Origin of the sequence: Comamonas faecalis (genome assembly GCF_039538025.1) — a bacterium.
Taxonomy (GTDB): Bacteria; Pseudomonadota; Gammaproteobacteria; order Burkholderiales; family Burkholderiaceae_C; genus Comamonas_C; species Comamonas_C faecalis.
On record NZ_BAABBP010000034.1, the window covers coordinates 1 to 22094 of the forward strand.

General features: G+C 67.5%; 20 protein-coding genes and 1 pseudogene. 5 read left to right on the forward strand and 16 right to left on the reverse strand.

Features of this window, described 5'->3' with window-relative positions; translation table 11 throughout:
• Positions 1–312 precede the first annotated feature (312 nt).
• The 9 genes from ABD767_RS14830 to ABD767_RS14870 form a co-directional block, all read right to left on the reverse strand.
• Positions 313–2232, reverse strand: coding sequence for a heavy metal translocating P-type ATPase (locus ABD767_RS14830; RefSeq protein WP_103044763.1), 1920 nt, complete (start codon positions 2230–2232; stop codon positions 313–315).
• A gap of 105 nt (positions 2233–2337) precedes the next feature.
• Positions 2338–2568 (reverse strand): heavy-metal-associated domain-containing protein, encoded by a 231-nt coding sequence (locus ABD767_RS14835; RefSeq protein ID WP_013519689.1) that lies wholly within the window; start codon positions 2566–2568, stop codon positions 2338–2340.
• 110 nt (positions 2569–2678) lie between these two features.
• On the reverse strand, positions 2679–3401 hold the full coding sequence (locus tag ABD767_RS14840) for a Crp/Fnr family transcriptional regulator (RefSeq protein ID WP_344869870.1): 723 nt from the start codon (positions 3399–3401) through the stop codon (positions 2679–2681).
• A 138-nt stretch (positions 3402–3539) separates the two neighbouring features.
• Positions 3540–4115 carry a cytochrome b gene (locus tag ABD767_RS14845; RefSeq protein ID WP_013519687.1) on the reverse strand — a complete coding sequence of 192 codons (576 nt, stop codon included), beginning with the start codon at positions 4113–4115 and terminating at the stop codon, positions 3540–3542.
• A gap of 138 nt (positions 4116–4253) precedes the next feature.
• Positions 4254–4763: a hypothetical protein gene (locus tag ABD767_RS14850; protein WP_013519686.1), complete on the reverse strand. Its 510-nt coding sequence runs from the start codon at positions 4761–4763 to the stop codon at positions 4254–4256.
• A 98-nt stretch (positions 4764–4861) separates the two neighbouring features.
• Positions 4862–5839, reverse strand: coding sequence for an FAD:protein FMN transferase (locus ABD767_RS14855; RefSeq protein WP_024539910.1), 978 nt, complete (start codon positions 5837–5839; stop codon positions 4862–4864).
• Entirely contained in the window at positions 5820–8024 is a 2205-nt protein-coding gene (locus ABD767_RS14860; protein WP_103044765.1) for a PepSY domain-containing protein, read from the reverse strand. Before ABD767_RS14860 ends, ABD767_RS14855 begins: the two co-directional genes overlap by 20 nt.
• A gap of 10 nt (positions 8025–8034) precedes the next feature.
• A complete protein-coding gene (locus tag ABD767_RS14865) occupies positions 8035–8511 on the reverse strand; it encodes a DUF2271 domain-containing protein (protein ID WP_013519683.1) in 477 nt (158 codons plus the stop codon).
• 29 nt (positions 8512–8540) lie between these two features.
• Positions 8541–8951 (reverse strand): PepSY domain-containing protein, encoded by a 411-nt coding sequence (locus tag ABD767_RS14870; protein WP_013519682.1) that lies wholly within the window; start codon positions 8949–8951, stop codon positions 8541–8543.
• Between the two features lie 258 nt (positions 8952–9209).
• On the opposite strand from ABD767_RS14870, the gene ABD767_RS14875 reads away from it, so the two are divergent.
• The 5 genes and pseudogenes from ABD767_RS14875 to ABD767_RS14895 all read left to right on the forward strand — a co-directional run.
• Entirely contained in the window at positions 9210–9764 is a 555-nt protein-coding gene (locus ABD767_RS14875; RefSeq protein ID WP_013519681.1) for a sigma-70 family RNA polymerase sigma factor, read from the forward strand.
• A gap of 15 nt (positions 9765–9779) precedes the next feature.
• Positions 9780–10247 (forward strand): anti-sigma factor family protein, encoded by a 468-nt coding sequence (locus ABD767_RS14880; RefSeq protein WP_013519680.1) that lies wholly within the window; start codon positions 9780–9782, stop codon positions 10245–10247.
• Positions 10244–10705, forward strand: coding sequence for a Spy/CpxP family protein refolding chaperone (locus ABD767_RS14885; RefSeq protein ID WP_344869871.1), 462 nt, complete (start codon positions 10244–10246; stop codon positions 10703–10705). The genes ABD767_RS14880 and ABD767_RS14885 overlap by 4 nt, the downstream gene beginning before the upstream one ends.
• 123 nt (positions 10706–10828) lie before the next feature.
• Complete coding sequence (locus ABD767_RS14890) at positions 10829–11308, forward strand: hypothetical protein (RefSeq protein WP_103044766.1); 480 nt, start codon at positions 10829–10831, stop codon at positions 11306–11308.
• 30 nt (positions 11309–11338) lie between these two features.
• Positions 11339–11729, forward strand: a pseudogene (locus ABD767_RS14895) (DUF3363 domain-containing protein); the annotation flags it as partial.
• Positions 11730–11820: 91 nt separating this feature from the next.
• On the opposite strand, the gene ABD767_RS14900 reads toward ABD767_RS14895, so the two are convergent.
• From ABD767_RS14900 to ABD767_RS14930, 7 genes are all read right to left on the reverse strand, one after another.
• The gene (locus ABD767_RS14900) at positions 11821–14193 is read right to left on the reverse strand and encodes a phosphoketolase family protein (protein WP_103044767.1); all 2373 of its coding nucleotides are present in this window, start codon (positions 14191–14193) and stop codon (positions 11821–11823) included.
• Positions 14194–14276: 83 nt separating this feature from the next.
• On the reverse strand, positions 14277–15485 hold the full coding sequence (locus tag ABD767_RS14905) for an acetate/propionate family kinase (protein WP_013519676.1): 1209 nt from the start codon (positions 15483–15485) through the stop codon (positions 14277–14279).
• A gap of 54 nt (positions 15486–15539) precedes the next feature.
• Positions 15540–16001, reverse strand: a complete 462-nt coding sequence (locus tag ABD767_RS14910; RefSeq protein ID WP_344869872.1) for a cytochrome c — start codon at positions 15999–16001, stop codon at positions 15540–15542.
• Between the two features lie 60 nt (positions 16002–16061).
• On the reverse strand, positions 16062–17228 hold the full coding sequence (locus ABD767_RS14915; protein ID WP_344869873.1) for a lipid A deacylase LpxR family protein: 1167 nt from the start codon (positions 17226–17228) through the stop codon (positions 16062–16064).
• Positions 17229–17235: 7 nt separating this feature from the next.
• Positions 17236–19794: a cation-translocating P-type ATPase gene (locus tag ABD767_RS14920; RefSeq protein ID WP_344869874.1), complete on the reverse strand. Its 2559-nt coding sequence runs from the start codon at positions 19792–19794 to the stop codon at positions 17236–17238.
• A 4-nt stretch (positions 19795–19798) separates the two neighbouring features.
• A complete protein-coding gene (locus tag ABD767_RS14925) occupies positions 19799–20683 on the reverse strand; it encodes an LOG family protein (RefSeq protein WP_344869875.1) in 885 nt (294 codons plus the stop codon).
• The gene (locus ABD767_RS14930; RefSeq protein ID WP_066708194.1) at positions 20680–22092 is read right to left on the reverse strand and encodes an MBL fold metallo-hydrolase RNA specificity domain-containing protein; all 1413 of its coding nucleotides are present in this window, start codon (positions 22090–22092) and stop codon (positions 20680–20682) included. Before ABD767_RS14930 ends, ABD767_RS14925 begins: the two co-directional genes overlap by 4 nt.
• Between the last annotated feature and the right edge of the window lie 2 nt (positions 22093–22094).

A 22094-nucleotide genomic window follows, 5' to 3' on the forward strand; every position in this document is an offset into this window, starting at 1 on the left:
AGTTGGCCAGCAGGCCAGACAGCAGTTCTTCGGGTACGTCGTGTTTCTTGGTGTTCATTGCGCTTACGGACAGGCCGGCTTACGCCGGCGGTGGATTGTCCGTTTACACAAAATTCTGCACACCCTCGAACATAACGTGCAGTCTCAAGCTGCAAGAGGGTTTTGTGCCCATTAATTTCGTCCTTTCTTGTTTCTGAATTCATCGAACACTCAGGTTCCGGCAAGATTCTTGCGGCAGTGCAGCGGCTGGGATGGGAACAAGGCCTCTGGCACCGAGATGCCAGAGGCCGAGGCAACGATCATGTGCACCGCTCAAATGGATGGAGCCGACTCTCTCGCCACTGTCGACAAGGGCGCTGAGTGCGCCGGTGTCGCGCGCCGCAGCAGCCGCATGGCATTGGCAATCACGATCAATACCGAGCCTTCGTGGAACAGCATGCCGGCGGCCATGGTCACCCCACCCATCAGCACACCGGTCAGCAGGAGGCCGACGGTCGCTAGAGCGATGACGATGTTCTGGCGGATGTTGGAGAGCGTGCGCCGCGCCAGCGAGATGGCCTCGGGCAGCTTGAGCAGGTCGTCGCCCATGAGCGCGATGTCGGCGGTCTCCACCGCCACGGCCGAGCCGGCTGCGCCCATGGCCACGCCGACGTCGGCGGTGGCCAGCGCCGGCGCGTCGTTGACGCCGTCGCCAACCATCGCGACGACGTGGCCGGCCCGCTGCAGGCGGGCGACGATGTCGAGCTTGTCCTCGGGCAGCAGCCCGGCGTGCACCTCGTCGATGCCGGTGGCGGCGGCAACGGCATCGGCCACCGGCTTCACGTCGCCGGTGAGCATGACGACCTTCTTCACGCCCGCCTTGTGCAGCGCGGCCACCATGGCTGCGGCGTCGCGCCGGATCTCGTCGGCCACGGCGATCACGCCCAGCACCTGGTCGTCCACGGCAACGATCATGGGCGTGCGCCCCTGGGTGGCCAGTTGATGCGCCTGGCGGTCTGCGCCCACCGTATCGGCGACGCCAAACTGCTCCAGCAAGGCCAGGTTGCCGATCAGCACCCGCTTGCCCTCGACGCGGGCGGTGATGCCCTTGCCGATCACGGGCTCGATGTGCTCGGGCAGCTCGGCCACCGCGATGCCTGCTTGCTCCGCCGCTTCCAGGATGGGACGCGCCAGCGGGTGCTCGGAGCCGGCCTCGGCGCGCGCCGCCCAGGCGAGCACCTGGTTCTTGTCCACGCCCGGCGCCAGCGCCACGACATCGGTGAGCTGCGGGCGGCCCTTGGTCAGCGTGCCGGTCTTGTCCACGGCCACGACGTCGATCTTGGCCGCGGTCTCCAGGAACTCGCCGCCCTTGATCAGGATGCCGTCGCGTGCCGAGCGGCCGATGCCGGCGACGATGGACACGGGAATGGAGATCACCAGCGCCCCCGGGCAGGCCACCACCAGCAGGGTCAGGCCCAGCACCACGCTGCCGCTGATGAGGCCGGCCAGCAGCGCCAGCACGACGACGGCGGGGGTGTACCAGGACGAAAACCGGTCCATGAATTTCTGCGTGCGCGCCTTGGCGTCCTGCGCGTCTTCCACGCGGTGAATGATGCGCGCCAGCGTGGTGTCGGCGCCGATGCCGGTGGCCAGCACCTGCAGAAAGCCGCCGCGCGAGATGGTGCCGGCGAAGACATGGTCGCCCTTGGACTTTTCCACCGGGATCGATTCGCCGGTGATCGACGCCTCGTCGAGCGCGCCGGTACCGGCGATCACCTCGCCATCGACCGGCACCTTGGCGCCGTTCTTGACCAGCACCACCTCGCCCATGGCGACGCTGGCGGCGGGGATTTCCACCTGCTCGCCCTTGCGCATCACGATGGCCGTGTCCGGCGCCACGGCGATCAGCTCGGCCAGCGCCGCGCGGGTCTTGTTTAAGGTGGCCGATTCCAGCGCGTGGCCAATGGCAAACAGGAAGGTGACGGCCGCCGCCTCCCAATACTCACCAATGATCAGCGCGCCGACGGCGGCGATGCTCACCAACAGGTCGATGCTGATGTGGCGCACGGCCAGCGCACGTACGGCGTTGCGCACGATGGGCGCGCCGGCGACGAGGGCGGCGGCGACCATCAGCCACTGGGCCGCCAGGGCAGCGCCGTAGCCCTTGGATGCGGTGAATGAAGCCAGGATCAGCAGGCCGGACAAGGCGGGAGTCGTCCAGCGGCCGTTGATCCATGCGTTGATCTTGTTCATGGGGTTGGCCTCCGAAGGTGGTCAAGCGGGACAGGGCAGCCACCGCCGCCGGGCGCGGCGGTGTGCTGCTCGTGGAGTGAGCGGCGCGGGGGCCATGGTGGTGCGTCAGAACGCCGAGGCGCGCGCGGTGTAGCCCACCTTGGCGATGGCGGCGATGAGATCGTCCGCGCTGACGGTTTCGGGGTGGTGGTCGACTTCGATGCGCGCCGATGCGAAGTGCACCTTGACGTGGCTCACGCCCGCCATCGCGCCGACGCTTTTCTCGATCTTGGTCACGCAGGACGGGCAGGAAAAACCCTCGGCGCGCAAGGTGGTGCGGGTGTTGGTGTTGGTCATGGTTTTTTCCTTGTATGACGGTCTGGTTGAGGGATGCCTTCACTGTAGGCAGGCCCGCCGTATTGCTCCATGAGAAACGTCAATCAACAGCAGCCGACTTTGGCGCTGACTCAAACCATGCCGTCGCGCACTTGCTCCAAGCGCGCCGCATCGACGATGGCGACCCAGCGCCGGCCGGCGTCGATCCAGCCCTCGCGCTGCCACTGGCTGAGCAAGCGGCTGACCGATTCGGTGGCCGCGCCGGCCATGGCGGCCAGGTCCTCGCGCGCCAGCGGCACGTCCAGCAGCATGGCCTCGTTCCAGGGCTTGCCGACCTTGTCGGCAAGAACCAGCAGCAAGGCTGCCAGGCGCTGCTCCAGCGGCGCCCCGGCCAGCATGTGAATGGCGTGCTGCGACTGCGTCAGCCGGTGCGCCACGCCCTTGAGCGTGGTCACAGCGACTTGCGGAATTTCTTGCAGGATGGCGTCGTACTCAGGCGCATCCAGGCCCAGCAGGCAGGCCGGCGTCAAGGCGGTGGCGCTGTCGGCGTAGAACTGCTGGCCCAGCGCCGGCAGCGCGCCAAAGAAATCGCCTGGGGTGAGCAAGTCAATCAGCGACTGGCGCCCATCGGCCGCCAGCCGCGTGGTCTTGACGGCGCCGATCGCCACCACGTAAATGTGCGTCGCGGCATCGCCTTCCAGGTAGACGGGCTCCCCGGCCGCGAAGTTCTGGGCCTGGCAATGCCGGTTGACCTGCGCCAGTTGCCCGTCGTCGAGATCGGCAAAAAGAGGGACTTTGCGGCAAACGGCCATGCGCATGTCCAGCGAGCAGGCCGCCGGGTCCGGGTCTGGCATGGACAGGGGGATTTGGCGGCGTTTGTTTATGGCTTGTTTCATCGTGCTGTGGAATAAGTTCGCGGCGTCTTGAGCCGATCTGCCGGTGTTCCGGCCGGCGTCCAGATCCGGAGCTGGCAAGGGTTTTGCGGCAGCCGGTCAGCGGCTGTCTCTGGAGTTTGGGTCAAGTCGAGCCCGCCCCAGGCCCATGCGTGCCAGCGTCGTGTCGTGCATCAGGTAGTGATGCACCAGCGCCGCTGCAGCGTGTAGGCCGATCAGCCAGTACCCGAGTGTGCCGATTGCCTCGTGGACTTCTTTGAGGCCGCCTGCAAGCGCCTTGTCAGGCGCCATCAGCCCAGGCAGTTCGAGTCCGAACAAGGACACGGGCGCGCCCTTGGCGTTCAGGCTCAGATAGCCGAGAACGGGCGCCGCGATGAGCAGGCCGTAAAGCGCCCAGTGCATGACATGGGCCAAGCGGGACTGCCACGCGGGCGTACCGGCAAGCTCACTGGGTTGACCCAGCATCCACCGCAGCGGCAGCCGAACCAATACGACGACTGCGAAAACCAGGATGCCCAGGCTTTCATGCCAGCTCTTGGCCAGCGCCCGCTCGGCACTGCCCTTGGGCAGGCCATCGTGCAGCTCGATCAAGGCATAGACACCGACCATCAGCAGCAGCGTCAGCCAGTGCAGTGTGATGAGCGTTGGATGGTAGCGTTCAGTGGTTCTGGACATGAGGCTCTCAATGTGGATGCGGGCGTGAACGTGGCAGCCCGCGCTTTTGCAGGCGAGGCTGCCACGATGCCAACCCTCGTTCCGGTTCTGAAAAAGCAGCTGATGGATTCTTGCTGCCCCTGCTTGCAGCACCGTTTGTCAGCCGATGGATGCGTCGCGACCGGTTGGCTGCTGCGCCATAGCCACCCAACGCAGCCCATCGCCCTGGCTGAGGTAGTAGTGGCCGTCGGGACTGATCACCACCGCACGGGGTGCGATCGAGTCGAAGAAGTACTGCCAGCCAAACCCGGGCATGCCGGCCTGGGCCTGGTTGGCGATGGCCTGCCAGGGCGCCGTTGCCGTTTCCGCCGCTGGTTGGGCTGCGGCGATCCAGCGCAGCCCCTTGCCGCGGCTCAAGTAGTAATGGCCATCAGGGCTGATGACGACGGCGCGCGCTGCCTGCGGGTTGAAGAAATACTGCCAGCCATGTCCGGGCGAGCCTGCCTCGGCCGAATTGGGAATGGCCTGCCAGGGTGCGTTCAGCGCTTCGATGCGCTCGGCGCGGCTGGCGTGGCGCTGCGTGCGATCGGAATGATCGCCGGCCAGGGCGGTGTTGCCCAGCAGGGCCGCGGCGATGCCGATGGAGGCGATGGTGGTGGCGACTTGCATGACGTTCTCCTTGAGTTGCAATGCAGTCACGATCGACTGTGGCTGCAGTCTGCGCGGGTGTGGGTGAACCGGTGCTGAACAGCCTCTTCACCCGCCGTTCATGCCGTACCCGCCGATGCGGCAGCGGCGAAGCGGCCCGAGCCCAACTCGACCAGCGCCTCGCCCCGGCGCAGCAGCCACAAGGCATCCAGGCCGTGCCGATGCGCCAAGGCCAGGCCCTGGCCCGAGCCCGCCACCAGCAAGGCGGTGGCCCAGGCGTCGGCGTCCATGCAACGGGGCGCCAGCACGGTGACGCTGGCGACGCCGTTGTTCACCGGCTTGCCGCTGCGCCCGTCCATGCTGTGCGCCAGGCGTGCCTGGCCCACCTGGACGAAGTGCCGGTAATCGCCCGACGTGGCCACGGCCAGGTCCTGCAGCTCGATCACCCCGTGCGCGGCGCGCAGGCCTGCACGCGGGCTCTCCAGCGCCACCGCCCAGGGCGCGCCGCTGGCCTGGGGGCCGATGGCGCGCAGCTCGCCGTCCAGTGCGACCAGGGCGTGGCACACGCCGTGTCCGGTGAGCACGGCACACATACGATCCACGGCATAGCCTTTGGCGATGCCGCACAAATCGAGCTGCAGTGGCGAGTGCTTGCGCGCCAGGCCGGCGGCCAAGTCCAGCTCAAGGGCTTGCGGTGTCGGCAGGCGTTTGGCATTGCGCGCGGCGCGGATGGCCTCGGCGTCCGGCGTGTCGCATGCCGCGCCAAAGCCCCAGGCATCGACCAGTGCGCCGACGGCGGGATCAAACGCTCCGTCGCTCAGGCGGCAGACTTCGAGCGCGCGGGCCAGCACCTCAAGGATCTGCGCCGGCAGTGCCAGCCAATCGCCTACCGGCGCACGGTTGAGCTGATTCAGTGCGCTTTCCGGCTGCCAGGGCGACATCTGGGCATCGACTTGTTCGACCGCTTCGGCCAGCGCCTGGCACAGTGCGTTCGTGTCCAGCACAGGCGGTACATCGCAGCTCACGGCCCAGCGCGTGGCCATGGTCGGCCCGTGCAGTTGCAGCCGGTGCAAGGGCTCAGAACAGGTCTTCGGCATAGCGCCCCTTGGCCTTCAGTGCGTTCACGTCAAGGCCCAGCGGCGCCAGCAGCGCATCGAGCACCTCGCCCACGCCCTGGGCCATGGGGCGGCTGCCGCACACGCGCACCGCGGCGCCGGCGGCCAGCAATTTGCGCAGGCGTTCGGCGTCGCGTTGCAGGATTTCCTGCACGTAGCCGCCGCCGGGCACGCGCGAGAAGATGGTGTTGACGCTGGCCACGCGCTGCTCGGCCTGCCAGCGCGCGATCTCGGAGCCGAAGTAGTAGTCGGTGGCCGGGTCGCGCGCGCCGAAGTACAGGTGCATCGGCGTGCGCTCGTCGTTGCGCCGAATGAAGCCTGCCAGCGGTGCCACGCCGGTGCCAGCGCCGATCAGCAGCACGCTCGGCGGTCGACCGCTGAGGGTAAAGCCCGGGTTGGCACGGATGAAGGCCTGCGTGCTGTCGCCCGGCTTGAGCCCCAGCAGGTGCGCCGAGCACACGCCGCCGGGCCACTGGCGCACGCAGATTTCCAGAAAGCCGTCGGCGCTGCCCGACGCCAGCGAGTAATAGCGCGCCACCGCGTTCCCCGGTGGCACGATACCTACCAGGTCGCCCGCCTCGAAGCGGCCCAGGCCGCAGCCGAGCAGACGCGCAAACCACGGCTGGCGCGGCCAGGCAAAGCGCAGGATGGCCGTGGGCCGATCGGCCTGGCCGGGGTAGTCGCGCCGCTCGACGAGCGTCAGCGCGGTGGTGGCGGGCAGACGGGGTCGGTAATCGATCGCCAGCGGCTGGCCCAGGGCCTGCGCCAGTGCCTCGCCCCAGCGGGCGAACTGCTGCGCCGACTGCTGGTGGATCAGCTCCAGCGGCAGTAGGCTCGCATGCCCCTGGGCACGCAGCGCCTGCTCGACGGCCTGTGCATAGGCGCAGAACGCCGGGTATTGGCGATCGCCAAAACCCAGCACCGTCACCGGCACGCCGCTGCCGCCCTGCGCGGCAATGCGCTCCAGCGCATGACGCGCATGCGCCGGCGGCTGGCCATCGCCATGCGTGGCCGCCAGGATGAAGACCTGCTGCGCCGTGGGCGTGATCTGGAAGTGCTCCAGTGCGCTGCTGTGCACGCGCCGCCCGGCGCGTACCAGCGCGGCATGCAAGGCCTGGGCAAAGCCCCAGGTGCTGCCGCCCTCGCTGGCGACGAAGATCAGCACCTCGGCCTGCTGCAGGCGGGAGTTGTCGGCGATGTGCACCGCGTTGCGGCGCCCCTGCCACCAGATCAGCACGCCGCTCGCCCAGAACAGCAGCACGCAGAGGCCTGCGAGGCCCATCACCACGGCCCACGGCCAGGCGCTCTCGCCGGTGTGCAGCACGCGGGCCCAGTCGTCCAGCCGCTGCGCCAACGTCGCCTCCTGCCAGGCCAAGGTATCGCCGCTGTGGCGGTCAATCCAGCCTTGGCCGCGCGTGGTCGCCACCTGCCAGGTGTCGGTGGGGTCGCCCGCATCGGGGAGGTTGACGCGGTGCAGATCGCCGACGCCGAGGTCGCGCAGCAGCGGTAGCTGCGCCGGCGCCAGGTCGGCCCCCGTGCTGGCGCTGGAAACAACGTCGGGCTCGGGCCCGGCTTCCAGTTCGAGCAGGCCGAGTGTCGAGGCGCTCATGGTCAGCGCCGTGATCGAGGACAGCAGCAGCAGGGCCAGCACCACCCGGCCCGCCAGTACGTGCAGGCGCTGCGCCAGGGTGCCGCGCACCCGGCCTGCCACATGGCGCCAGCCGCCCATGCGGCGCACGAGCAGCACCAGGCCGGAAATCGACAGCAAGACCATGGCCAGCGCCGTGGCCGCGGCGCCCCAGCGCCCACCATCGCCCAGCAGCAGCGCGCGGTGCAGGTTCTTGACCCAGCGCGGCATGCTGGAGGGCTGGTAGTTGCCAAGCAGCTGGCCGCTGGTTGCATCGACGTAGCGCGCCTGCGCTTGGTCGCCGTCGAAGCCGAAGGCGGCGACGGCGCCCGAGGGCAGGCGACGGATTTCCTCGACGCCGGGCATGGCCTGCTGCACCTGTTGCACCAGCGTGGCCACCGGCAGGTCGGCCGGTGCTGTCGGCGCCTGCCAGGCCTCCTGCACCGGATCCAGGGCCAGCAGGGCACCGGACAGGCCCAGCACCAGGGCCACGGTGCCCAGGCTCAGACCCAGCCATCGGTGGACGGCTTTCCAGTTCATGCCTTGCTCCTTACTTCAGCTGGAAGCTGGCCGACTGGATGTACTGCTTGCCGGCCTGCGCCTTGCCGGCGCCCGCCGCCGTCAGGGGCAGCCGCACCTCGGAGGGGCTGTCACGCATGTCTTCCACGGCGGCGTCGATGCGGATCTCGTAGCCGGCGTCGATCAGCGCGTCGGCCAGATCGGCCGTCACCCTGAGCGTGCGGCCCGCGCCGACGCTGGCGCCGGTCACGCCATTGAGACGTTTGGCGTCGCCGGCCGACAGGCGGCTCCAGTCCGCCAGGTGCTTGTAGTACTTGGCCTTGCCGCCGGCCACCCAGAGCGTGCCGGCGTAGGCGCCCTTGGCATCGGTCAGGTAGACCGCCAGGTAGGCGCCGTCGCCGCCGTAGTTCTTGAGCTGGGTGGCAATGGTGACTTCGCGCGCCTGGCCGAGGGCGGGCACGGCAAGCGCGCAAGCTGCGGCAATGGCGGTGATCAGGGGTTTGGACATAGGGTTCTCCTGGAAAGAGGGGAGGCGATTCATTGCACCTGGCCGCGCGGCGCACTGCCCGGGGTAAAGAGGGGTGAGGAAGGGGCAGTGCCCGCATCCTGCGGCGTGTGGTCGCGCCGGCGCTCGCGCTCCCGGTCCCGGTCTTTGTGGTGGTCATCGCGCTCGCGCGACTTGATCTTCAGCACCTGCAGGGTCTCGGGGTCGAGCTTGGCCTTGAAGCGCTGGCCCTGGGCGTCGGTGCCACGGATTTCGTAGCAGCCGTCGTCAATCTTCAGTCGCTCGACCTGCCAGCCCTGCTGCGCCGCCATCTGGCGCACCGCTTCGCGCGACTGCCATCGCGCGGCCGGGGCATCGCAGTCGCTGGATGCCACCGCTGGCAGCGCCGCGACGGCCAGCACCAGGGTGGCCAGCCGGGGCTTGAGGTGTAGGTTTCGTTTCATCGTCGGTTCCTTTCACAGCATCAGAGCTGTTGATGCCAATAATTTTGACGAACCGGGGGTGAATCAACACTGAACCTTCTGTTCACCTCGTGTTCATCCGATCGAGCCAACGGTCAGTTCACGTTGCCACATGCCCCCATCGGACGTATTGATGAGAAGCATGAAGCGAATCGCGAGTCTGGCTGGACTGACGAAGACGGGTTCGTCAGGGCTTGCCCGAAGATGGAACTTTTGCGCTCCTCATGCGTTAACGCCCCAATGCCCCAACCGAGCCAGTTTGACGAGACTGACTGCATTGCCCGCGCCCAGCGCGGGGAGGTTGCGGCGTTCTCTGAGCTGGTGACGCGCAACCAGGATCGCATCTACCGCTTTCTGGTGCGCATGACTCGGTCACAGGAGGATGCGCGCGAGTTGACCCAGGAAACCTTTCTGAGCGTCTACCAGGCACTGCCCAGCTGGCGCCCGCAGGCGCAGCTGTCCACGTGGCTGTTCCGCATCGCGCGCAACCAGGCACTGGACCGGCTGCGTCGCGCGCGGCACGTGGAGTTCGTGGCGCTAGACGACGCGCTGCATCAGCAGGTACCGGCGGATACGCCCACGCCCGAGGCCATGCTGCAGGCGCGCCAGCGCATCGCGGAGCTGGAGCGCGCGCTGGCGCGGCTGTCGGTGGAGCACCGTGAGATCCTGCTGTTGCGCGACATCGAGGACATGCCCTACGAGGACATTGCCCAGGTGCTGGGCATCGGCCTGGGCACCGTCAAATCCCGCATCGCCCGCGCCCGCGCCGGGCTGCTGCAGCACATGCCACGCTGACCGCAAGGAGCCACCATGACCTGCCCACGCATCGAAGATCTTTCCGCCTTTGTCGATCACGCCCTGCCCGCGCGCAGACAGGCCGCGCTGCAGAGCCACCTGCGGGCCTGCCCTGTCTGCAGCCAGCAGCTCGATGCGCTGCGGGCGCTGCGCCAGGAACTGCACGCCCTGCCATCGCCCACGCTGGGCTTCGATCTCGCGGCGCAGCTGCAGGAGCGCCTGCGCGACCGGCGGCCACCGCGCGCCGCCAGGCCCCGGCGTGCCGGCTGGGACCTTCTGGGCTGGATGCCCACGGGCCTGGCGGCTGGCGCGGCGCTGGTCTCGGGCCTGTGGATGGGCGGGCTGCTGCTGGGCACGGGGGCAGCCATTCCTACCACGTTTGCGGCCGCCGACCCCGCCATGGCGCGCGTGTTCGACCCCGTGCCGCCGGGCGGGCTGTGCGCCGCCACCGAGATTTGCCGACTGCCAAGGAATCTGCCATGAAACACCCCACCTGGATCCGCACCCTGCTGGCCGTCTCGCTGGCGCTCAACCTGGGCATTCTTGCGGCGCTCGTGCTGCGCCCTGCCCGCGTGGCGCCGCCCCCGGCGCCGGCCGTGCACCTGCCGGACTACCTGGCGCTCACGCCCGGGCAACGCACGCGCTGGGAGGCGCTGGAGGCGCCGTTCCTGCACGACCTGTCATCCAACTGGGACGACATACGCCACCGCCGCGAAGCCCTGGTGCGCCACATCTTCGCCGCCGCACCCGACCGCGCGGCCATCGACGCCGAGCAGGCCGCCATTGTCCGCCTGCAGGCCGCGCAGCAGCAGCGCGTGATCACCCAATTGCTGGCCGAGCGCGAGCTGCTGGACACCGCCCAGCGCGAGCGCCTGCTGCAGCTGTTGCTGGGTCGCTACGCGCAGGAGGCGACCGAGGAGGAGCTGCTGCACCGCAAATAAGGCCGTGCACCAAAGATGCAAAACACATGGAACATTCAGACGCGCGCTTCGTTGAAGAGGGCAAGGCAGCCAGGCAACCCGCACGGCCACCTTGCATGGTTCAACTTTCAACGGAGCATTTCCATGAAACAACTCACCACACTGCTGCTGGCCGCCGCCCTGGCAGTCCCCCTGACCTCGATGGCCGCGAGCGCGCACGACAGCCACGGCAGCGCCGAAACCCACCAGTTGCAACTCAACGCCGGCAAGAAATGGGACACCGACGCGCCGCTGCGCCAGGCCATGACGGCCGTCCATGCATCGGTGACGAAAATCCTGCCCGCGGCCCATGCAGGCAAGGCCACGGCGGCCGACTACGACGCCTTCGGCAACGCCGTCGGCCAGCAGGTCGCCTACATGGTGGAAAACTGCAAGTTGCCCCCCGAGGCGGACGCCCAGCTGCACATCATCGTGGCCGACCTGGTGGCGGGCGCCGAGGCCGCCCAGGGCAAGCACGGAGAAGGCAAGCGCGCCGCCGGCGTGGTGCAGGTCGCGCAGGCCTCCAACGCCTACGGCAAGTATTTCAGCCACAGCGGCTGGAAGGCCGTCAAGCTGTCCCATTGAAGGACATGCCAAGCAGGGTGAGGGTATGCCCAAGGCAGGCCCATTCGCCCCCGTGCAAAGTGTCTAGCCACGTTCGGGCACTTGGAGGCACCACGCCGTGCCAGCACCATGGAGCGCGTGGTCGAAGGGCTATGGAAGGTGCCGAACGATCAGCCCGAGCAGGGCCGCCGCCATGACGTGCAGCGTCTGGGTGGTGTGGCCATTGAGCTGAAATCGTACCTGCCCATCGAGCGGCAGGCCCGCGTGATCGGGGCCACCCGGCTCGAATGGCAGCAGGGCGGGCCTGAGCAACCTGGGCTCCGGTGAGGGAACCAAGCAGGCGATGCAGCAGCGCGCCGACTCCCTGGACGAACAGGGACTGGATAAGCGGTGCAGGCGATGCGTGATCCTGACATGCAACCTGCTGGGCACGTTGCGCAGTTGAGAACTGGCGCAGACCGCGAGGACATCGCCTCCACCGGCCTGGAGCTGCCGGCGCACTTCATGACCGGCACAGGATTCGCGTACCTGACTCACGGGCTCAATAAATCTTTGGGATCGCCGGTGCCATCAAGAGCCGCGCGCTGCGCAGGGTCGAGCAGTGCTTCACGATTCCAGCCGGCCACGGTCGCTGCGGCATCCACCGTATGCGCCCAGGTACAGCGGTTGGCGAACAGCATGCCGGGGACATCGAAGGTGCCGCCGCGGCTGATGTAGCCGAGGGCGTGCGTCCTGGTCGGGCCGTTGTCGATGCGGCGCAGAATGCCGAGCATGGGCTCGGGGCGCGTGTGGGTGAGGATCACGCGCGGCAGGCCTTGCGGGAACAGCGTGCTGACAGTGGCGTCTTCATCGACGAACTCCGCTTCCATGGCATCGCGCGGGATGCGCAGGCGGCCAGGTTCCAGGATGACGGTGACGCAGGCGCGCTTGCCCATCCCGGCAAGGTGCTGCTGCGCCTTGATCGCCTCGTCGAGTTGGTAGGCACCCAGCGCGATGAGCTGCACTTCGGCCTCGGCGGGGTCACCGATCAGATGGGCCGCGCCGTCACGGATCAGGCGTTGCGCCGATTCGGCATCGAAGCGGTTCTCCACGTCGCGCTTGGAAACGATGAGGCAGGCCAGTTGCCCGCGTCCGGCATAGACTTCGCGCAGCGCGGCGACCGCAGTGTTGCCATCCACCGGGAACAACACGCGCGAGGTGTCCGACATCTCGCCCAGCAGGGCTTCGCCGATCGTCGGGTCTTGGTGCGACTGTTCGTTTTTGGCGTTCTCCCAGGTGTGCGAGGTGACGATGAGTGGCACCGACAGCCAGCCGGCGGGCTGGCCGACCTGACGCAGGTGGCGGGCGAAGATGATTTCCTGCCGCATCAGGCCGAGCATTTTTACGGCGAAGGCCTCGTAGCTGACGATCAGGTTCAGTCCACCCTTGTTGCCGAGTGCGGCGGCGGCCACGGCCTCTTCGTTGAGCGCGGTGATGACGGCGCCGTGCAAATCCTCAGGCACACCGGGTTCGGGCTCGTTGACGCGGTGCTTGAGCAGCGCCAGCGTGCCGCCCATCTTGTTGCTGGCCAATTCGTCAGGGTTGCCGATGCGCATGCGCAGCTCGGGATTGGCTTTGGCGAATTCAACGAACCACTGATCCAGCGCCGTCATCGCACTGCCTTCGCTGCCTGATATTTCCCAGCGCGGTTCGGGCAGCCTGGGCGCAGCGGGGTGGCGGTGCGCCATCGGATGCGCGCTTTCCAGCGGGCGCTGCTGGGCGGCGTGGGTTGCGAAGGCGGTGAGCGTCGCGTCGAGTTCGACCGGAGCAACGAAGAGCGCAGCCGCGCTTTCGTTGAACCGCCCACGCATGGCGACATCGGTGTGGGGGTTGCCGCCCAACGGCAGGTTGTGCGCGACGTTGCTGCCAGCACCGGGAAAGCCGAAGCCCTTCTCGGTCTCGGCGATCACGTAGGGCAGAGGCGCCGGATAGCGGCGATCCGGATCGGCGGCAAACGCACGCAGCGCGCCCTCGGCTTCGACGATTGCCCAGGCGATCGCGGCCGGGTCACGGCCATCGACGATCACCGGGTCGAAGCCGTTGTGGCGCACGTCGTCGGCCAGCCATTGCGCACCCCCTTCCTGCATGATCTGGGTGCGCTGCTCGATGCGGCGGCCGTTGAGGATCATCACCGGTACAGCGAAGCCGCTGTCTTGCGCGCGCCACCAGCGCGGCGCCCAGTCCGGGCCACGCTGCTCCTCGAAGGCGCCGTCACTGAGGAAGGCGACCAGCGATTCGCCAGGCAGCGGCATGTGGATGTACTGCAGTTCGGCAAAGCCGAGGTAGCCGCCTTCGGACACGGCACCGGCGGTGTTGGGGCCGGCATGGCTGCCCAGCGGCACGGCCGGGCGGCCCTGCGCATCGATGGCATAGGAATAGAAATCGGCACACAGGCGCGACAGGCCTTGCTCGCTGCGGTCGTAGCGGCCCCGCTGCGCGGGCGAGACATCGCCGGTCAGCGCATTGACCGCTTCGATGGCGGCGACACAATGGCCCTGGCCCATGATCCAGCCGCGTGTGCTGCCGGTGAGCGCGTTGGCCAGCAGGTAGCCGACGAAGGCCTGCACCATGTTCAGCGAGCCGCCGGTGTGGCCTTCGGGCGTGGGCTTGAAGTCCTCGGCTGACAGCGCCGCGCCGGAAAGGTCGATGCGGCGCGCATAGGTCATGTGCGCGACCACGTTCATGGCCACGCAGCTCAGGCGGTCGGCGGCGGCAAGCAGGGTGTAGGCCGTCGTCTCGTCGGCAACACGGCCGTCGACGATCAAACGGGCCACCAGAGTTTCCATGCGCTTGATGGTCTCGTCGCGATGGACGATGGGGCCGTGGCCGGCGAGCCAGCACTGGCGGATGGTGGAAGCGGTGGTCATGCGATTTCCCCTCTTTGATGTCGATGAATCCCTGCGTGGCTACAGAGTCAGTTGAGTTGAGCGCGCTCGGCCTGGCTGGGACATCACGCGCCGCCTATCAAATCCTGCGTATAGCGCGCTGTGATCCATTCCTCGTTGGTAGGCTCCACCGCGGCCAGCACCCGGCTGTCGGTGGTGGAGATAACCGGGGCATCGATGGCGTTGGCATCGGCATCCAGCTTGATGCCGATAAATGCCAGGTCGCGGCAGACGCGCTCGCGCACGAAGGCGTTGTGCTCACCGACACCGGCAGTGAACACGAGCAGATCCAGGCCGCCAATGACTGCGATCAGTGCGCCAATCTCCCGCACGATACGGCGCACGTAGAGCGCCAACGCGATGCGGGCGCGTTCGCCGACTTCGCCGGAATCGCTCTCGTGCTTCACCACCACGCGCGGCTCGGCCGAAATCCCGGAAACACCGAGCAGGCCGGACTGGTTGTAGAGCGTGCGGCCTACTTCTTCCAGTGAGAGCTTTTCGATCTCCATCAGGTAGAGCAGGGCGCCCGGATCGAGCGAGCCGGTACGGGTGCCCATCATCAGGCCGTCGAGCGCGGAAAATCCCATCGTGGTGGCGATGCTTTGCAGGTTCTGCATCGCGCACAGGCTGGCCCCGCTGCCGAGGTGCGCGACGATGGTGCGGCCGCGTGCCAGATCACCGTGGCGCTCGGGCAGGACATGGCTCATGTAGTCGTATGAAAGGCCGTGAAAGCCGTAGCGGCGCAGACCGCGTTCCCAGGCCGAGTACGGCAGCGGCAGGATCTGCTCCACCTTCGGCGCCGTGCGGTGAAAGGCTGTATCGAAGCACGCTACCTGAACAATTCCGGGCCACTGCTCGAACAGCAAACTCATGGCCTTCAGGGGAAAGGGTTGGTGCAACGGCGCCAAAGGAATCAAGGCCCGCAGCTCCGCGATGGAGCCATCGGTCACCACGGTTGGCTCGAAGTACCTGCTGCCGCCATGGACGACACGATGCGCGATGGCCACAATGCGGCGGCCATCGAGTCGGGCCACGATGCGCGCTTGAATCAGCGCCAGAGCGGCGGTGTGAGGGTGTTCGTGATCCAGATGGATGCGCTGCTGTGCAGTGCCACTGTCGCTGTACTCAGGCGCGGGCCCAGCAATCCCTTGCACCTTGCCGTGCCAGAGCGGCTCGCGCGGCAACGGGCGCACCTGTGCATCGAACAAGGCGAACTTGATGCTTGAGGAGCCGCAATTGAGCACCAGGATGAGGCTCGGCTGGGAGTTGCTCATCGTGACGCTCCCAATCGTGATGTTCCATGCAGACCGATCTGGGACAAGTGCGTGTCAGCGGTGCCCATAAAACTGCTCCACGAACGATTGCCGGAAGCTTTGGTGGCAAGCGAGGCAGCTTTGTTGCGTCTTGGAGAATGCGACGATCACGGCCTGGCCGTCGCCGCGCTTGGCGGCATCCCCCATGGCGCTCGCAGCGTCCTGGACCTGCCCGTCGAAACCCCGAAATTTCCCGGCATCCGTGCCAAGCCAGCCAAGAATGCGCATTTTTTCGCCCAGAGGTGGCTCGGCATGCTTGGCGATTTTGGGCGCCAGCTCGGCGACCAGTGTCCATTCCTCCTTGGAAATCGCACCGGTGACGGCTTGCATGTCACGGCCAAGTCTCTCCATGACGCTGCGCAGCGCCATCGGCTTTGCAGCGTCAGCGGACTGCGCGCTCAGTCCCGTGGCAACGGTGGCCAAGGCTACTGACAACGTGATCGTCAAAAGCTGTCGAGGGTTCAATAGATGACTCACGGGATTCTCCATGGAGGTTGTTGGTGAATGCTTCGCAGGCGGGCGCATGGCTTCGGGCTTTCAAAATTCCATGCTCAGCGCAATCGATCCGAAGGCGTGGCGGCCGATCTGCTGGTCGAACTCGCGGGTTCTCCAGACGCGCATCACGGCAAGCCGCACGCCATGCCCGGCAACAATCCATTGGCTGCTGATGCCAATGGCTGCCTGAGCGACCCAGGGCCGTCGACTGACGTGATGGCTGTGCCGAAACAGATTTCCGTCGAGCGAGAAATCCCTGGCAACGGCTTTGGCCTCCAGGTTCAGGAATGCATGCGCTCCGGGTTTGGGCGCGCGCACCGATTGCGGCTCCGTCCTGCGCAGGTCGGAAACGCCCGAGGGCGGGCGGTTCTCCGCACCGGGTCGAATCGGATAGCTGCCGAAATCATTGGGAATGTTCCAGCCCGCACGCAGCTCGACACCGGTGCTGGCCGCGGTTTCGATGTTTCCGATCCGCAGGGCATAGCTGCCGATCACGTCGCCGCTCCACCCCGGCCGGACGGCACCCTCTGTGTACGACTTGAACTTGCGCTCCATCGCCATCTGGAACGCGGGTTCGTTGCGCAACTGGTTGTCCCAGCCGCGAAAACGCTCGATGCCCCGCACCCGATGCACCAGATCCTGCGATTGCTCCGCCAACGACCAGGGGCCAATCACGCCCAGGGTCAGTTCGCGCACGTCAAGCATTTCATAGCTGGCGGCCTGTGGGTGGACGCGGCGATTCCATGCCAAGCCCAGGTACAGCAGGCCGGCGTACGGGCGATCGTCGGAAATCAGATCGGTGCGCGTCTTGTCCTCGGGCGTGTACATGGACTGACCGAAGCGCACGACGATGTTTTGCGTTGCCGACTGGGCGCCGGAGTCGCGCCAGAACTCAGGATCAACCCAGCCGATGAAGCGGGTGTACCAGGCAATCGGTTGGGGCAGACACTCCGGGCGGAGCGCGCCTTGCTGATCGCGCGAAACCACGCTCAACGCCACACCGTTGGTGTAGTTGCGGTCGGTGCCCGTGAACAAGTCGTTCTCCAGGCGCAGCGTGCCACCGCGCCAGTGCAAGGTTTGCTCCGGTGTACAGCTTTCATCCTGGCTTGGCTGCAAGGGCTCAGCGGCACGACTGACTGCGGTGGCGGTGACGGCCGAACTTGCCAGGAGCAAAAAAGCGAGACAAGACACCTTGCTTGCGTAAGCCATGCCAGCCTCACCTTGCTGACACTGTGCGTGCCGTGAGTCGTGTCATGACAAGCCTCAACAGCTCCAGCCACGCCAGGCACAGCGCCAGCAGCACGGCCATGGCCGCCAGCCCGGCCAGACCCGCGCCCTCCAGCCCCAGCAGCCGGCCCAGGGCGGGAATGGCCAGCAGCGCCGCCAACAGCAGGCCCACGGCCGCCGCCATGGGGCGCAGCCAGGGATTGGCACCGCCGCCGGGCCGCCACAGCGGCCGCGCCGGGTTGCGCTGCGCCAGGATCAGCAGCGGCACGCACGCCAGCAGCACGCCGAACACCACCGTGCGGCCCTGGGCCTGGCTCCAGCCCTGGGCCAGCAGCCAGGCCTGCGCGCCCAGCAGCAGCGCGGCCACGCCCGCGCTCTGCAGCAGGGGCAACACCAGGGCGCGCAGCGCAAACGGCGAGTCATCCACCGGCCGGGGGGGGCGCCGCATCAGGTCGTCCGCGGCGGGCTCGGCCTCGAAGACGATGGAGCAGGCCGGATCGATGAGTAGCTCCATCAGCACGATGTGCACCGGCAGCAGCAGCGCCGGCCAGTGCAGCAATGTGGGCGCCAGCGCCAGCGCGACGATGGGCAGGTGTACGGCGAACACGAAGCGCGTGGCCTTGCGCAGGTTGTCGTCGATGCGCCGGCCTTGCGCGACGGCGGCGACGATGTGGGCAAAGCTGTCCTTGAGCAGCACCAGGTCGGCCGCCTCGCGCGCCACGTCGGTGCCGCGCTCGCCCATGGCGATGCCCACATGCGCGGCCTTGAGCGCGGGGGCATCGTTCACGCCGTCGCCGGTCATGGCCACCACGGCGCCGCCCGCGTGCAGCAGCTGCACCAGGCGCAGCTTGTGCTCGGGCTTGAGGCGCGCGCACAGGTCTACATGCTGCAGGCGTTCGCGCAGCGTGGCGTCGTCCAGGCCCTGGATCTCGTCGCCGGTGATGACCTCGGGCCGCTCCGACAGGCCCACCTGGCGCGCGATGGCGCGCGCCGTGGCCGGGTGGTCGCCGGTCATCATCACCACGCGCACGCCGGCGGCGCGGCATTCGGCAATGGCCGCCGGCACCTCGGGGCGCGGTGGGTCGGCCAGGGCCAGCAGGCCCAGGAATTCGAAGTCGAAGTCGTGCTGGCTGGGCGGCCACGCCTGGGCGCCCTGGCCAGTCCAGCGCCCGCGCGCCACGCCCAGCACGCGCAGGCCGCGCTCGGCCAGGGCCTGCACCTGGGCGCGCACGGCGGCCAGGCGCGCTTCGTCCAGGTGGCACAGATCGGCCACGGCCTCGGGCGCGCCTTTCGTCGCCAGCAGGTGCTGATCGGGCGCGCCGCTGGCGTAGACGCGCGTCATGGCCAGCATCTCGCCCGACAGCGCGTACTCGAACACCGGCTCGCGCCCGTCGTGCACATGCTCCGTGCCCTGCAGCCAGTCGTGGCCGAAGCGCTGTATGGCCTGCTCCATCGGGTCGAACGGGTCGGCCGGGGTGGCCAGCATGGCGAATTCCACCAACCGGTGGTAGTCCTCGGGCAGCTCCTGCGCGCCCGGTGCCTGCCAATGGCCGGTGGGCGTGGCCAGCTCGGCCACGGCCATGCGGTTCATGGTCAGCGTGCCGGTCTTGTCCACCGCCAGCACGGTGATGGCGCCCAGGGTCTCCACGGCCGTGACGCGCCTTGTCAGCACCTGCAGCCGCGTCAATCGCCAGGCGCCCAGCGCCAGGAACACGGTGAGGATGACGGGTATCTCCTCGGGCAGCAGCGCCATCGCCAGGGCAATGCCGGCCAGCAGGCTGTCCAGCAGCGGCCGGCCGTTCCACCACCAGCCCAGCAGCACCTGGGCCGTGGCCAGCGTGAGCGCCAGCACCCCCAGGCCGCGCACCAGCCGGCGCGAGCGCTGCTGCAGCGGCGAGGGCGGCGCCTCGGCCCTGGCCAGGTCTGCGCCTATGCGGCCCACGGCCGTGCGCGCGGCCGTGGCCAGCACGCGGGCCAGGCCCCGGCCGCGCGTGATCACGGTGCTGGCGAACAGGTCGGGGTCTTCGGTGGGCCTGGCGGCGTCGCCCGCCAGCTTGGCCACGGGCACGGATTCGCCCGTCAGCAGCGATTCGTCCACCTCCAGCTCGCCCCGCAGCAGGCGTGCGTCGGCGGCGATGCGGTCGCCCTCGTGCAGCAGCAGCAGGTCGCCGCAGACCACCTCGGCGCCGGCGATGCGCCGCTCCACGCCGTCACGCAGCACCAGCGCGCGCGGGGCCGACAGTTCGCGCAGCGATTCCAGCGCGCGCTGCGTGCGCCGCTCCTGCACCAGGGTGATGCCTATGACCACGAAGACGAAGCCGAGCAGGAACAGCGCCTCGCCCTTGTCGCCCAGCGCCAGGTAGATGCCGCCGGCGGCCAGCAGCATCAGGAACATGGGCTCGGTGAGCACCTCGCGCACGATGGCCAGGTTGGACTTGGGCTTGCCGCCGGGCAGCTGATTCGGGCCGTCCTGCGCCAGGCGCCCCGCGGCTTCGGTGCTGCTCAAGCCTTGCAAATCGGGACTGATGGATGGGGACTGGTCTGTCATGGAGTCAGGTTCCAGTCTCGCGTTTTTTCGACATGCCTTTCACCATGGAATTTGCGTGAAAGCGCTCCAAGACGGCAATGATTTCGTCGGCATCGTCAGCGTGCTCGAACAGGTCGGTGTCCTCGGCGTCGATGTAGCCCTCGTCGATCAAATAGTCGAAATTGATTGCGCGGCGCCAGAACCTGCGCCCGACAAGTACCACCGGAATCCGTTGCATCTTGCCGGTCTGGATCAGGGTCAGCACCTCGAACAGTTCGTCGAGCGTTCCATAGCCACCGGGGAAGGCCACCAGACCTTTCGCATGCAGCAAGAAATGCATCTTGCGCAACGCGAAATAGTGGAACCGGAACGCCAGCTCCGGACACATGTAGGGGTTCGGCGCTTGTTCGTGCGGCAACGTGATGTTGAGGCCGATCGAGCGAGCCCCGGCAACGAAAGCACCGCGATTGGCGGCTTCCATGATGCCGGGGCCGCCACCGGTGATGACGACGAAGTCGCACCGCTCCTGCTGTTGGAAGCGCTTGGAAATCAGGTGAGCAAAGCGCTGCGCTTCTTCGTAATAGCGCGCCTGTTCCACGCGGCGACGGGCCAAGACTAGTTCCCGCCCAAGCGTCGAATTCCCTGGCATGGTGCCCGCTCGCTGCTCCAGCACAGCGAGCCGGTCGCGTGCAGTGGCAGCATCGCTTACGCGCGCACTGCCAAACACCACCACGGTCGAATGCACGCCTTGCTCACGCAAGATGCGTTCGGGCTTGAGCAGTTCGAGTTGGAGACGCAGCGGGCGCAGATCGTCCTGGCCAAGCAAATCGATGTCTTCATACGCAAGGCGGTATGTGGGTGAATCGAGGATGGCGCGCAGGCGCTCGTCAGGATCAGCGGGCGGTGTCATCGCTCGACCACCAGAAAATCCGGCCACGGAACGACCCGGCCGCGCTCGGGCACCGAGACCTGCCAGCCAAGCTGCTGTTGCAGGAGTTCCGCCAAAGCCTGCGCGGCGGACGGCTCCCCATGCACTACAAAGGTTTGCTCGGGGGCTTGCTTGAAGCCTCGGGCCCAGGCCATCAGGGCTGGTTGGTCGGCGTGCGCCGAGAGCCCATCGACACTGTGGATCGCCGCGCGCACCGGAATGTCGTCGCCGAAGATGCGCACGCGCGCCGCGCCATCGACCAGTTGGCGGCCCAGTGTTCCCTGCGCCTGAAAGCCGGAGAACAGGACGCTGCATTCCTTGCGCGGCAAATTGTGGCGCAGGTGGTGCCGGATGCGTCCCGCGTCGCACATGCCGCTGGCGGAAATGATGATCGCGCCCGAACGAATCTGGTTCAGCGCCATGGATTCGTCGGCGCTTTCCGTGAAATGCAGATACGGCAGGTTTTCGCCGCGCGCGTGCCACCCGGCCAAGCGCTTGGCCTGCTCGTCGAACAGCTCAAGGTGCTCGCGCGTGATGCGCGTGGCTTCCGTGGCCATCGGCGAATCAACGAATACCCTCGGTTGCCGCAGCCGCCCCTCGCTGGTGAGACGGTGCAGGTGGTACAGGACTTCCTGGGTTCGACCGACCGCGAAGGCCGGCACGATGACGTTGCCACCGCGTTCGAACAGGGTTTTCTCGACGATGCCGATCATCTCCTCTTCGGTTGCCGAAAAGTCCTTGTGCTGGCGGTTGCCATAGGTGGACTCGATGACGAGGATGTCGGCGTCCTCGATGGGTGTCGGGTCGCGCAATATCGGGCGTCCCGGCTGGCCAAGGTCGCCGCTGAATACCAGTTTTGTCGGGTAGCCGTACTCGGTGACCCAGACTTCGATGATGGCCGAACCGAGGATGTGCCCGGCATCGCGAAAGCGCGCGCGCACCCCGACCCGGGGCGCGAACTCCCGGTCGTATTCGATGCCTCGTACCTGCTGCAGGCATTCGCGCGCATCCTGCAGCGTGTACAGCGGCGGCAGCGGGTCCTTTCCGCGGAACCGCTTGGCACTGCGTTTTGCATCGCTCTCCTGGATGTGTGCACTGTCGGGCAGCATCACGCCCAGCAGATCAACCGTGGCGGGAGTGGTGTAGATGGCCCCTTTGAACCCGGCGCGGGTGAGTTTGGGCAATAGCCCGCTGTGGTCGATGTGGGCATGGGTCAGGAGCACGAAATCGATAGCTGCCGGGTCGAACGGAAATGGCTCGCGGTTGCGCGCCGCCGCCGCAGAGCCCCCTTGAACCATGCCGCAATCCACCAGGAAGCGCAGGCCCGCCGCCTCCACCAGGAAGCACGACCCGGTGACTTCGCGCGCAGCACCCAGAAATTTCAGTTTCATGG